Origin of the sequence: Hymenobacter convexus (assembly GCF_030580955.1) — a bacterium.
GTDB lineage: Bacteria > Bacteroidota > Bacteroidia > Cytophagales > Hymenobacteraceae > Hymenobacter.
This window is the reverse complement of the sequence record NZ_JAUQON010000002.1, coordinates 257,344-270,304: the sequence shown is the minus strand read 5'-3', so window position 1 is coordinate 270,304 and position 12,961 is coordinate 257,344. Positions and strand designations below refer to the sequence as shown.

The following is a 12,961-nucleotide window of genomic DNA, read 5'->3' as shown; positions in this document are numbered from 1 at the left end:
GCGCCGAAGCGGTTCGGCAATTCAAGGCTAATGCACGACTTCCAGCCAGCCTTTCCACTGCGCGCCGTTGGCACCGCTCAGCAGGAAATAGTAAATGCCGTTGGGGGTGTTTTCGTCGCCCCAGCCATTCACGTAATTGGTCTTTTCGTACACCTGCCGGCCCCAACGGTTGTAGATTTTCACATCAACCGGAGCGAAGCTCACGAAAGGCTTGAATGTGTCGTTTTTGCCGTCATTGTTGGGGGTAATGACGTTGGGCAGCTCATATTTCCGAGCCACAATGGTCAGCGTTTTCTCATCGGTGCAGCCGGTGGTGCCGGCTTTGGCCAACAGCCGCACCTGATAATCGCCGGGCTGCTCGTAGGCATGCGTAGGCGTGGCGGCGGTGCTCGTTTGCCCATCGCCGAAGCTCCATAGGTAATCGGTGGCGCTGGTGCTGGCGTTGGTAAAGGCTAGGGGCGTCCCCGTAAAGACCTCCCGCACATCAGCTCCCGGCGCGGCCACAGGCTGCGGATTCACCTGCACCACCACCGACGACTGGCTGGTGCAACCGCCGGGCCCGGTGGCCGTGAGCGTGTAGGTGGTGGTGCTGACCGGCGTGGCCGTGACGCGGGCCCCGGTGGTGGTGCTCAGGCCCGCGGCTGGCGACCAGCGGAACGTAGTGCCCGGCACTCCGGCATTGCCAGCGGCCAGCTGCGCCGATGCTCCCAAACAGATGGCCTGGTTGGCGCCGGCCAGGGCCACTGGCACGGCGTACACGGTCACCGTATCAATCACGGTACGGGTGACGGGGCAGGCCGAAGTGTCGTTCACGGTCAGGCGCACGGCGTAGCGGCCGGGGTTGGCAAAGACGTGGCTCACCACGCCGGCCTGGGCCGAGGTGGTGCCGTCGCCGAAGCTCCACTGCAGGCTGGTGCCGGCCTGCGGCGTGTCGCGGCGGAAGAATAGGTTCAGCGGCGCGCAGCCCGCGCGCACGGCCGCCGTGCCCGTAGCCGTGGCCAGCGGCGTGAAGGCCACCTGCAAGGCCGGGCGCACCCGCACCAGCACCGTCGACTGGCTGGTGCAACCACCGGGCCCGGTGGCCGTGAGCGTGTAGGTAGTAGTAACGGTCGGCGTGGCCGTGACGGTGGCGCCGCTGGCGCTGCTCAGGCCTGTGGCCGGAGCCCACCGGAAAGTGGTACCCGCCACTCCGGCATTGCCAGCCGTGAGTGTAGTGGAGGTGCCTTCGCAAATGGTGCGGTTGACGCCAGCCAGAGCAGTCGGCACGGCATATACCGTCACAGTGTCGGTCACGGTGCGGGTGACGGGGCAGGCCGAAGTGTCGTTCACGGTCAGGCGCACGGCGTAGCGGCCGGGGTTGGCAAAGACGTGGCTCACCACGCCGGCCTGGGCCGAGGTGGTGCCGTCGCCGAAGTTCCACTGCAGGCTGGTGCCGGCCTGCGGCGTGTCGCGGCGGAAGAATAGGTTCAGCGGCGCGCAGCCCGCGCGCACGGCCGCCGTGCCCGTAGCCGTGGCCAGCGGCGTGAAGGCCACCTGCAGGTCCGGACGCACCCGCACCACCACCGTATCGCGCACCGAGCAGCCACCTAGCGAAGTAGCTGTCAGGTAATATGTTGTGGTAGCGGTGGGCGTGGCCGTGACGGTGGCGCCAGTGGCGCTGCTTAGGCCCGTAGCCGGGCTCCAGGCGTAGGTGATGCCCGCCACGGATGGGCCGGCCGTGAGCGTAGTCGAGGTGCCCCGGCATATGGTGCGGTCGGCGCTGGGCTGAAAGGTGGGCACGGCGTATACCTCGACGGTGTCGGTGGCGGTGCGGTTTTGCAGGCAAGCGTTGGGGTCCAGCACCGTGAGGTGCACCACGTAGCGGCCCGGCGTGCTGTAGAGGTGGCTCACCCCGGTGGTTTGGGTAGAAGTGCCGCCGTCGCCGAACTGCCAGTTGAGGTTGGTGCCGGCCTGGCTGGCCGGGCGGAAATACACCAGCAGGGGCGCACAGCCCCGGCGAATATTCGGTCCGGTAGGCGTGGTCGACTGCACAAAAGAGGCCTGCAGCTGCAGAATATCCATCTTGAAGGCCGCGTTGTTGTAGCCGCCGCGGTTGGTGGCCGAATACGCGTTGGGCGTGGTGGTGAGGCCGCCGTTCACGCACATCGACTGGTAGATGATGCCGCGCTTGTCGAAGCGCGAAGTGCCGCCATCAACGTGGGGGGAGCTGGTGCCGAAATACGACCCGTACACCAGGCTGGTGGCATCGGCGGCCAGCTGCATGAGGTAGAACGACCCGCCCGTGGGCGTGGACAGAATGGCGCCGGGCGTAGTGGGTGCCCCCGTAATGGACCCCAGACTGAACGAGCCGCCCCAGGCCGACAACAGTAGCTGGCCGCAGTTATCGACCAGAAAAGCCGTGGGCGAAAAATTGACGCCAGTGGTAGCCGGTGCCCCCACCCGCGTCGAAAACAGCGAGGTGGTCAGGTCGTGGTTCAGCTTGTGAATAAACAGGCGCGAATTCGTGACCGAATACTTGCCGGCAGTCACCGGGTAGGTGCCATCGGTTTGGCCCAGGACATAAACGGCGCCGGCGCGGTCAATTTGCACGAAATACGCCTGGTCGTAGCCCGACGTGCCCAGATAGGCCGTGCGCCGCAGCGTGTTGCCGCTGGCCGCAATGTAGGCCACAAAGCCTTCGGTGCCGCCGTGGGTGCTGGGTCCGGCGCTGCCGACCGTGCCGGACAGGGTGGTGCTGGTGCTGCCGCCGCTCACAAACACATTACGCACGCTGTCGACCTGCAGCGAAAAGCCCGACTCATCGCCCGTGCCGCCCAGAAACGAGCTCCACTGCAAAGTGCTGAGCGTGGTGTTCAGCTTGCCCACCACGGCATCGCTGGCGCCCCCAAACGTGGTTTGGAAGCCCCCCACCACCGGAAAGGTGCTGGATTGGGTCACGGACGTGAAATACACGTTGTTTTGGGCGTCGACCTGCACGTCGCCCCGGTAGTTGTCGCCGTAGTTTTTTTGCAGCGTGCCAATGGTTTGGCCATCGCCAGCGCTGCCGCCGATGAATGTGGAAGCCATTAGGGTACTGCCGCTGTTGTTGAGCTTGCAGAGCACAATATCGGTCCCGCCGTTGTGAGAAACGTCGTAGGCGCCGCTGGTGGTAGGAAACGAATTGGCATCCGTAGAGCCCAGAATGACCAGGTTGCCGGCGTGGTCCACAATCATGCTGTGGGGGTGGTCGGTGCCCGTGCCCCCGATGTAGGTAGCATACAGCAGCGAGGCGGCGGGCGTCGCGGCAGTCGGGTTAAACTTGAGAATGCCCATATCGCGAAGGCTCGAGAAACTCACGTCATAAGCCCCGGTGGTCACCGGGAAGCCCTGGGCGAATACCACGCCGCCCGCGTACAGATTGCCCACCGAGTCGTAGGTGGCCGTGTAGCCGTAGTTGCTGGCCGTCGAGCCCGAGTAGGTGGAATACACCAGCACCGGGTCGATAACCAACGGCTGGTCGTGGTCGTAGCCCGCGGGCAGCGCAAAGGTCACCACCTGGCCTTTCAGCTGGAAATGGCAGGGCACGGCTTTGCGCTGGCCGTTCACCACCTGGTAGGCGTAGGGGCGCTGCTCCATCACCTCGCCCACCGAAGTGGTGATGCGCAGGGCGCCATCCTCGGCCAAGCGCAGGCGGTCGGCGCCATCGTAGCGCAGCCGGATGCGGGCGGGGTCGGCCTGGGGCGCCAGCTCAAAGTCGTATTCCAGCGAGTTTTTCTGGCTGTACACCCGCAGGTCGGTGCCGGGGTAAAGCTGGCCGTAGCGCACCTCCGCGAAGGCGGGCACGTGCGTGGCCCACAGCTTGGGGTCGTTGCCGAGGAAATAGTTGCGCTCCGTGGGCACCTTGCCGCTGGTTTCGATGGTCGGGTTCGGGTTGGCCCGGTCGAAGGTGACGGAGTAGGCGTGGGCTTTGAGCCGGGCATTGGCGGGCGCGCCGTGGTGCTGAAACTCATCGGCCTGGTGCACGTCGTAGAGGGCGTGGGTCAGCTTGTTTTTGCCCAAAAACAGCTTACCCATGGGCACGTCCACGGCATAAAGCACCTGGTCGGGCCACTGCTTGCGGTTTTGCACAAATTGGCCGCCGGGCTCCTGCGTGGCCGATACCGTTTGCGGATGAGCCGCTACCGGCTCGGTGGCCGGCCGGGATGCGGCCTGAGCCAGGCCGCCGATTCCCATCAAAAACAAAGCTCCGCGGATGCGGAGCCCAACCAAAGTAGATTTGGACATGCAGTAAAAAAATAAATGGAGTGTGGATTATTGAAGGAGGTAGCTAATGACTTTCGCAGGCAATCCGGCGCTGGATTGCCTGTTAAGGGCCATTATTCCCGATTTATTCTTCACCAAACGTTCATCAAATACTGCGCCATTGCTGCTCACAAAAAAGCCCCGGCCCCGAATTTCTTCGGGACCGGGGCTTTTCGCTGGCGTTAGCTACCGTACGGCCTATAGCTGCTCAAAAATCCGGCGGAAGCTCACCGCCTCGCCGATGTAGCTGCGCAGCTCCGAAATGGGCATGCGGGTTTGCTCACGGGAGTCGCGGTGGCGCACGGTCACGGTTTCGTCTTCCAGCGTCTGGCCATCCACCACGATGCAGAAGGGCGTGCCGATGAGGTCCTGGCGGGTGTAGCGCTTGCCGATGGCGTCGCGCTCCTCCAGCACGAGGCGGAAGTCGAACTTCAGCGCGTCGAAGATTTCCTGGGCCTTCTCAGGCATGCCGTCTTTGCGCACCAGCGGGAAAATGGCGGCTTTCACCGGGGCCACGGCGGGGTGCAGCTTCAGCACGGTGCGCGTTTTGGTGGTCTGGGTGTCGCCCTCGCCTTCCGTGATGGTTTCTTCCTGGTAGGCGTTGCAGAGCGTGGCCAGGAACAGGCGGTCGGCGCCCACCGAAGTTTCCACCACGAAGGGCACGTAGTTGCCGTAGGCCTTGCCGGTGGTGGGGTCAATGTCGGCGTCGAAGTACTGCTGCTTTTTGCGGCTCAGGTTCTGGTGCTGGGTCAGGTCGAAGTCGCCGCGCGAGTGGATGCCCTCCATTTCCTTGAAGCCGAAAGGAAATTCGTATTCGATATCCACAGCCGCCTTGGCGTAGTGGGCCAGCTTGTCGTGGTCGTGGTAGCGCAGCTTGGCGGCCGGCAGGCCCAGCGCCTCGTGGAACTTGCGGCGCGAGGCTTTCCAGGTGTCGTACCACTCGCCTTCGGTGCCGGGGCGCACGAAGAATTGCATCTCCATCTGCTCAAACTCCCGCATCCGGAAGATGAACTGCCGGGCCACAATCTCGTTCCGGAAGGCTTTGCCGATTTGGGCAATGCCGAAGGGAATCTTCATGCGGGCCGATTTCTGCACGTTCAGAAAGTTGACAAAAATGCCCTGGGCCGTTTCGGGGCGCAGGTACACGGGCGGCGCTTCCGAGTCCACGGCCGAACCTTGGGTCGAGAACATCAGGTTGAACTGGCGCACCTCGGTCCAGTTGCCGGTTTTCGAGATGGGGCAGACGATTTTCTCGTCGAGGATGAGCTGGCGCACGCCGGCCAGGTCGTTGGCCGTGAGCAGGCGGCCCATCTCGGCGGTGAGGGCAGCGCCGCGGGCGGGGTTGCCGGCGTTTTCGTATTCGGCGGCTTTTTCTTCGAGCAACACGTCGGCGCGGTAGCGCTTTTTGCTGTCGAGGTTATCGATGAGCGGGTCGTTGAAACCGGCGATGTGGCCGCTGGCTTCCCAAGTGCGCGGGTCCATGAAAATGGCCGCGTCGATGCCTACCACGTTGCCGTGCAGTTGGGTCATGGCGTCCCACCAGAGGCGCTTGAGGTTGTTTTTCAGCTCCACGCCGTTGGGGCCGTAGTCGTACACGGCGGCCAGGCCGTCGTAGATTTCCGATGACTGGAACACGAAGCCGTATTCCTTGGCGTGGGCCACAATGTCCTTGAGTTGCGCGGGTTCAGATGCTGGGTTCATACCCACAAAAGTAGGCCGGTCCGGCGGAAGCCGAAACTTGCGCGTACAAGGCGCGAAATCCGGCACTTTACCAAGCAAGTAAAAGAACGTCAAGCTGAGCGCAGCCGAAGCATCTCTACCGCACAACGTATTTCATTCGATTGGTTTACTACTGCGGTAGAGATGCTTCGGCTGCGCTCAGCTTGACGTTTCAGTTCAACGCTGCTTACTGCTCACGTCACAATTCGGTAACATAGCGTCTGTAAGCTACCTCCCTACCTTTGACCCATGATTACAATCAATTTCCCACAAAACCGCCTTTTATGTTTGGTTTAGAACCTCACGTACTTCTGCTTCTCGGCCTGTGCCTGCTGGCCGCCTGCGCGTTTGAGTTCGTGAATGGCTTTCACGACACGGCCAATGCCGTGGCCACCGTTATCTACACCAATGCGCTGCGGCCGTGGGTAGCGGTTATCTGGTCGGCGTTCTGGAACTTCATCGGCGTATTTGCCGGCGGTATTGGCGTGGCCATGGGCATCATCTACCTGCTGCCCGTCGAAACGCTGGTCGACCAGAACGTGTACCACGGTATCGCCATGGTGGGCGCGCTCATTCTGGCCGCCATTATCTGGAACGTGGGCACCTGGTACTACGGCATTCCGGCGTCGAGCTCGCACGCCCTCATTGGGTCAATTCTGGGCGTGGGCATTGCGTTTTCGCTGCTGCCGGGTTCGCGCGGGGCGGCCGTGAACTGGAGCAAAGCCGGCGAAACGGGCATTGCCCTGCTGGTGGGCCCGCTGCTGGGTTTCGCCCTCACCATTGGCATGATGTTCCTGTTCAAGCGCTTTTCGCCTAGCAAGGCCATCTTCAAGGAGCCGCACAAGCGCAAGCCCCCGCCTCTCTGGATTCGCTTGCTGCTCATCACCACCTGCACGCTGGTGAGCTTCTTTCACGGCTCGAACGACGGGCAGAAGGGGGTGGGCCTCGTAATGCTGATTCTGATTGGCATCGTGCCCTTCCGCTTCGCGCTCGATGAAACCAAAAACCCGCTCGACCTGCGCGAGTCCCTCACCAAAGTAGAGTACGTAATGAGCCGCGTCAACCCCGCCGAGCTCAGCCCCGACGACCAAAAAAACCTGGCCGAAATCCAAGCCGAAACCGCCGACCTCGACCGGATTTTCGAAGGCAAAACCGACATCAAGCAGCTGCCGCAGCAAACGCGCTTCGAAATCCGCCGCGATGTGCTGCTGCTCACCAACCGCGCCAAAAAGCTCCTCGGCTCCGAGAAAGTGAGCCTGAGCACCGCCGACCGCAAAACCTACGACGATGCCACCAAGCAAATGAAAACCTTCACCGACTACGCCCCCTGGTGGGTGCTGCTGATGGTGAGCCTTTCGCTGGCCGTGGGCACCATGATTGGCTGGCAGCGCATCGTGAAAACCATCGGCGAGCGCATCGGCAAGGAGCACCTGAGTTATGCCCAGGGCGCCAGCTCCGAGCTGGTGGCCGCCGCCATGATTGGCGTGAGCACGCAGTTCGGCCTGCCTTCCTCCACTACGCACGTGCTCACCTCCAGCATCGCGGGCAGCATGGTGGCCAGCCGCGGCGTGAAGAACATCAACCCCGGCATGGTGCGCAACATCGCCCTGGCCTGGGTGCTCACGCTGCCCGTCACGATGGTACTCTCGGGCCTGCTTTTTCTGCTGTTCCGCGCGGTGCTGGACTAGCTGAACCTTACTCGCTAAAACACGAAAAAGGCTGCCCTTCAACGGGGCAGCCTTTTTCGTGCTCGGCATTTTAGCAAAGCCGGGGCTTGCTACAAAAAGGCCAAGTTTGGGGGATAACCCTAGTGTTTTTAGTGACTTGTCCACTTATCCACAGTAAAAAACCGGATAAATGTGGATAAGTACGCTACTACTTGGGCCACTGTACCTCCATATCGTCGTTGATGAAGACGCCGAAATTGACAAACTGCAGCTCGCCTTCTTCAAAGTACAGGTCAATCATCGACTTTTCGTAGGACAGGCGCACGGCGCCTTCGTCCATGGTTTCCACTTCGGGGGTGGGCTGGTTGTGGCGAGCCATCAGGGCCTTCACCTGCTCCAGGCTCTGGCCGAAAATGGCTTCGCCGAAGAGGCGCATGCTGGGGTTGTCGGTTTCGATGCAGCTCAGGCGGAAGTCGTCTTCGCGGTCGAAGTAGAGCGACAGCAGGTAGTCTTCCTCGTGGTAGTTCCAGGCCTGGTGCTCGAAATCGTCGTCGTCGTCCGACTCCTCGATTTCCTCGGGCTCGCCCACCAGGGTGCGCACTTCGTCCATGGTGGCGCCGAAGCGTAGGGGGCCCATGCCGGTGCCCAGTATAATTTCGTTTTCCTCGATGCTGGAGGGTTGCGTGGTGCTCATGCGGTTGGGGTGAAGGGTAGTAAGCAAAGGTAGGCAGCCGATTAGTTGTTCGTTGCTAGTTGGCCGTTGTCAGGGTATTTGAAGTTCTGACAATGGCCAACTAGCAACGAACAACTAATCGGCTACTTGCCATACTTTTCCACAAAAGCTTCTTTTTGTCGGATGTATTCCGGGTTGGCCTTGGCCTCGTCCCACTTGCGCTTGAATATGGCGGCGGCTTCCACCTTGTCCACATCGGGGTGAGTGGTGCGGGGCAACTCGGCGCGGCCGTGAGCGCCGCTCTGGCCTTTTTTGTCGTCGGGCACGGGGCCATCGTATTTCTTGCCGCCTTTGTGGTTGGCGTAGCGCCGGGCCCGGGTGAAACCCATCTGGATGAATTTGCGGGCCATGTCGGCTCCCACAAAATCGTGGGCCTTTAAATAAGCTTCAAACAGGCCGTAAATCGTCTCCGACGACTCCCGAGCCGCGGCAGCGTCTTTGAAGCGCCAGTGCGGCAAAATTTCGCCCTTGTAGGGCTGCACCAGCAGCACGCCCTGCTCGCCCCGGCCCACGCGATAGAGTTCGGGGTGCTGACGGAAGTCGACGGTATGGAAATCGAGGGTGTAATCGAACGGCATGGGGACAAGTGTTGGGGCGTTGTGCATAACCCATACGGATTCGCGCAAAAACCGTGAGCCGCCTTTTTTAAAGTCCGGCGGCGGGGCAGCTTTTTTTTGAAGCAGGCTTTTTAGAAGCTCAGCCCTCAAGCTGGAACGAACACTTGAAATGGAAAAAGCCCCTGAGCCAAAAAACGCTTGACTCGCGTTTTTCCCCAATCTTACTTTTTAATTAAATTTTTTTCTAAAAAACTCTTTTTGTTTCCACTCATTAGGTCCGTTGATAAGTGGATAAGCCTTGAAGGTTATCCCCAGCGTGGATAACATGGGGGAAACACGAGCCTTATCCACGCAATATCCACCGGCATTGTGGAAAATAAAGTACTCATTAACTGATGGTTGGATTAATTTTCAACATCTCCACCGGGTTTCCACATTTTGCTATCCCCACCAAAAACGGTGGTGTGGGAAGGGCTGCTGGGCTGGGGAAGTTATCCACGGTTATCCACGGGGAAAATGCCCTGTGCGGGCGCTGAAAGCACCAAAAAAACTTGTGCCCCACTTATCCCCCGCTTCTCCCCATGTTTCCCCCAGGTTATCCCCGAAATTTCCCACAAGCCCAAAACGCTGTGGAAAAGCCCGTGGAAAACCGGTGGATTATTGCCTAAAAATGCCCTCAGTAACTGGAATCAAGCTTTGGCTATCCACGAAAGCCTGTCGGCAGGTGTGGATTCGATAGGGAAAGCCTTGGGCGCAATATCACGGAAGGGATGTAGAGACGCGACACTTCGCGTCTTCAGAATCGTGCCTTCAGTGCATAGTGCAACGCCGAGACGCGAAGTGTCGCGTCTCTACATCTGTTCGCCTAGTCTTAAAAAGCACTTCGAAACGGGCATAATCCCAGCACAAGCCCCAATCAGCAAACTGCCACGAAACGGGTACAACGCCAGAGCCCCGGCCAAGCGGCCCTCAACCAAAGAGGTACCGCCCGGCCGGGGCTCGAAAAAATAGTTAAAGGCGCAGCTAGAACGAAAGCGGCTCCTCGATATCAAACCCGGCCCGTACCTGCTGGAGCTTGGGGTCGAGGTACACGGGCTCGGGCGGGAGCAGCAGGTTGGGGTCGCCGCCGCGCCAGCGGCCGTCGCCGTCGGCATCAATCAGCACGCGCAGGCGGTAGGTGCCGGGCGCGATGTCGGAAAAAAGGTATTTGCCTTTGGGCGAGGCCAGGCTGGCCACCACTTGCAGCTTGGAATCGAGGAGCTGCAGCTCGAAATTCTTCTCCTTTGTGGTGATGGTGCCCGACAGGCTGGTCGACACATCCTGCTCGCTGATGCCCAGGCGCAGGGGCCGCAAACGGAGGTTCTGGCCCGTGACGGCGGTGATGGCCGTGCTGTCGAGCACGATTTCGAGCCGGGTTTTGGCCTTGCTGTTGAAGCGCACGGTCAGCTCGGTGCGGTCGGCGTTGAGAGTGCCGTCGGCGGGTAGGCGGAGGGGGCGGCGCTTGGTCGAATCTTCGATGAGCGTGCCGAACGGCTTGTCGCTGGCCACGCGCACCGGCACCAGAAACTGGAAGCGCACCTGGCCCTCGGGATACACTTTGCGCGGGCTTCCTTCCACGTTGTATAGAGCAGTCAGGGCTACTTTTTTGGCCGTGGCGGGCGGCACCGGGAACTTCACTTGCAGGGTGTCGTGGCCCACGTTGCCGGTGCTGTCGGCCATGTTGAGGAGGTAGCGGCCATCGCCCACGTCCGGCGTTTTGAAGAGCACCAGGGTGCGGCCCCGGTCGGTGAGCTGAGTGGCTTCGGCCAAGGCCTCGGGCCTGGGGCCAGCGCCCAGCGAAGTCAGCGTGGCGGTGCGCAGGGCTTCGTTGAACCCCAGGCGTAGCTGCGTAGGGCTGGGCGTGCGGGTGGTGAGCAGCGGCGGGCGGCGGTCGGGCTGGGTGAGCACCAGGGCCACGGGCTGGCCGGTGCGGCCAGCAATGGTGATGGGCGCGGGCAGGTAGGCAATTTTCTCGCCGTCGTCGTAGCGGCCGTTGTTGTTCTTATCGCCGATGGCGTAAATTTTGTAAGTGCCGTCCTTCAAAAAGCCCAGGCTGAATCTGCCTTCCTTGTCGGTGAGGGCGGTGTAGTAGGGCCGGCCACGGCGCACGCCGGCCGTGTCGATGGTGCGGTAGAGGCCGATGCTGGCATCGCCCACGGGCTTGGCGGTGAGCAGGTCGGTGACGGTGCCCGTCACGCGGCCCGAATCGAGAACGGCGCCGGTGCTGAAGTTGACCACCGCGTTTTTGGCCGGCAGGCCTTCAGTGATGTCCACGATGCCCTCGCGGAAATTGAAGCTGTAGGTGGTGTTCGGGTCCAGCGGCTTGTCGAAAAGCAGCGTCACGGAGTTGCGGTCTTCGCGCAGCTTGTAGGGGTTGTCTTCGGCCAGCTGGGGCGTGATGAGCAGGTTTTTGCTCAGCTCTTTGGTGATGACGGGCTCCGAAAACTCCAGGCGCACGAACTGCTGCTTCACGTTGCGGGCCGCGCTGTCGGGCGAGCTGGCAATGCGGCGCGGCGCAATTCGGTCGCGCGGGCCGCCCAGGGGCGGGGCCACGGCGGCGCAGCTTTCAAGCAAGGCAACCAGCGCCAGCAAAGCCAGCAGTTCAACGCGAACGGACATTATAGAGAAGCAGCGTGGAAAGCGTGAGAACAACAATGGCCGCCCCGATGCGCCAGGCCAGGCGGCGCGTGACGGCATCGCTCGGCTCGGTGGTAACGACGGTAACCGTGCGGGCGGTATCGGCCACAAAGGTCGGCGCCGGAGTTTTTACCGAGTCGGGCCGCGGCGAAGCGATGGGCGCGGGTGGCGGCGCGGGCACCGTTTGGGCGTGGGCGGCCGGCAGCAGGCACGCGGCCAGCGCCACGCCCCTCCCCCACCGGCGCGCCGCCCGATGCATCAGGCGCCGGCCGGGGTGCGCCGCCCGGCCACGTAGAGCAAGCTCGAATACTGGCCCTCGTGTTCCTCGGCGTACACATTCGACTTGTAGCCGGCCTTGAGCACCGTGAGCAGGCCGCCGGCGCGCTCGGCCTTGTGCTTCTCGCTGAGCATGCTCACGTAGTAAGCATCGAGCGGCATGGGCAGCGTCTGGCGGATGGTCAGCTTGTGCTTCTTGAGCAGCTGGGCCATGGTTTTGGGCGCGAAGTGGTAGAGGTGGCGCGGCACGTCATAGGCCGCCCACAGCTCGCGGTAGTGCTGGGCGTCGAGGCTTTCCACGTTGGGCACGGCAATGAGCAGCACGCCGTCAGGCTTCAGCAAAGCCACCAGCTGAGCCAGCGTCTCATTCAGGGTATGGATGTGCTCCAGCACGTGCCAGAGCGTAATCGCATCAAAAGTGCCGGGCTGAAACTGCGCCAAGCTCTCCTGCCCGATGGGCTGGCCGAGGCGCTGGCTGGCTTCCTCGCGGGCGCGGGCGTTGGGTTCCAGGCCGGCCACCTGCCAGCGTGCGGCCTTGGCGGCAGCCAGGAAATGCCCCGTGCCGCAGCCGTAATCCAGCATCTTGCCCCGGCGCGGGGCCAGCTTGTTCAGCAAGCTCACCTTGCGGCGCATGGTGAAAAACCGCGCCACCCGGTAAGCCTGGTTCACGAAGCCCTGGGCGGCACTGTTGTGCGACACGTAGGCATCCGACTCGTAGTATTTGCCGATTTCGGCCTCGTTCGGCCGCGGGTTGGTGAACTGGAAGCCGCAGCCTGCGCACTGCACAATAGCGAAACTTTCGTGGCTTACCGTGCGGTCTTCCACCACCAGTTTGTTACGGAATTCGGTTTTGCCGCAAACCGGGCAATTATCTAAACGTTCGTAGGACACGGATACTTCTAAAGGCAAAGCCGGCCGGCACAAGCGCGGCGCAGCGTATGGGGTAGCCCGGCAAAGTTCGCAAGATTTTGGCGGGAACGGAACGGACTGTTTTCAGCGCAAAAAAGAACGTCAAGCTGAGCGCAGCCGAAGCATCTCTACCGCGCAACGTA

General features: G+C 61.8%; 8 protein-coding genes. 1 reads left to right on the top strand and 7 read right to left on the bottom strand.

The annotated features are described in order from the left end of the window. Positions 1–27 precede the first annotated feature (27 nt). Together Q4S41_RS04580 and Q4S41_RS04575 are read right to left on the bottom strand one after the other, a co-directional pair. The gene (locus Q4S41_RS04580) at positions 28–4,263 is read right to left on the bottom strand and encodes a DUF7948 domain-containing protein (protein ID WP_305029931.1); all 4,236 of its coding nucleotides are present in this window, start codon (positions 4,261–4,263) and stop codon (positions 28–30) included. A 216-nt stretch (positions 4,264–4,479) separates the two neighbouring features. Beyond that, on the bottom strand, positions 4,480–5,982 hold the full coding sequence (locus tag Q4S41_RS04575; protein WP_305029930.1) for a glycine--tRNA ligase: 1,503 nt from the start codon (positions 5,980–5,982) through the stop codon (positions 4,480–4,482). A gap of 302 nt (positions 5,983–6,284) precedes the next feature. On the opposite strand from Q4S41_RS04575, the gene Q4S41_RS04570 reads away from it, so the two are divergent. Further along, positions 6,285–7,688: an inorganic phosphate transporter gene (locus tag Q4S41_RS04570; RefSeq protein ID WP_305029929.1), complete on the top strand. Its 1,404-nt coding sequence runs from the start codon at positions 6,285–6,287 to the stop codon at positions 7,686–7,688. Between the two features lie 187 nt (positions 7,689–7,875). Here the strand turns inward: Q4S41_RS04570 and Q4S41_RS04565 are convergent, their stop codons facing one another. The 5 genes from Q4S41_RS04565 to Q4S41_RS04545 all read right to left on the bottom strand — a co-directional run bounded on the left by Q4S41_RS04565 (position 7,876) and on the right by Q4S41_RS04545 (position 12,800). Then, positions 7,876–8,361 (bottom strand): hypothetical protein, encoded by a 486-nt coding sequence (locus tag Q4S41_RS04565; RefSeq protein WP_305029928.1) that lies wholly within the window; start codon positions 8,359–8,361, stop codon positions 7,876–7,878. Positions 8,362–8,483: 122 nt separating this feature from the next. Further along, positions 8,484–8,978 (bottom strand): DUF4385 domain-containing protein, encoded by a 495-nt coding sequence (locus Q4S41_RS04560; protein WP_305029927.1) that lies wholly within the window; start codon positions 8,976–8,978, stop codon positions 8,484–8,486. Positions 8,979–9,980: 1,002 nt separating this feature from the next. Beyond that, on the bottom strand, positions 9,981–11,615 hold the full coding sequence (locus tag Q4S41_RS04555; protein ID WP_305029926.1) for an Ig-like domain-containing protein: 1,635 nt from the start codon (positions 11,613–11,615) through the stop codon (positions 9,981–9,983). Beyond that, positions 11,599–11,892, bottom strand: a complete 294-nt coding sequence (locus Q4S41_RS04550) for a hypothetical protein (protein ID WP_305029925.1) — start codon at positions 11,890–11,892, stop codon at positions 11,599–11,601. Before Q4S41_RS04550 ends, Q4S41_RS04555 begins: the two co-directional genes overlap by 17 nt. Beyond that, a complete protein-coding gene (locus Q4S41_RS04545; protein WP_305029924.1) occupies positions 11,892–12,800 on the bottom strand; it encodes a class I SAM-dependent methyltransferase in 909 nt (302 codons plus the stop codon). The genes Q4S41_RS04550 and Q4S41_RS04545 overlap by 1 nt, the downstream gene beginning before the upstream one ends. Positions 12,801–12,961 lie beyond the last annotated feature (161 nt).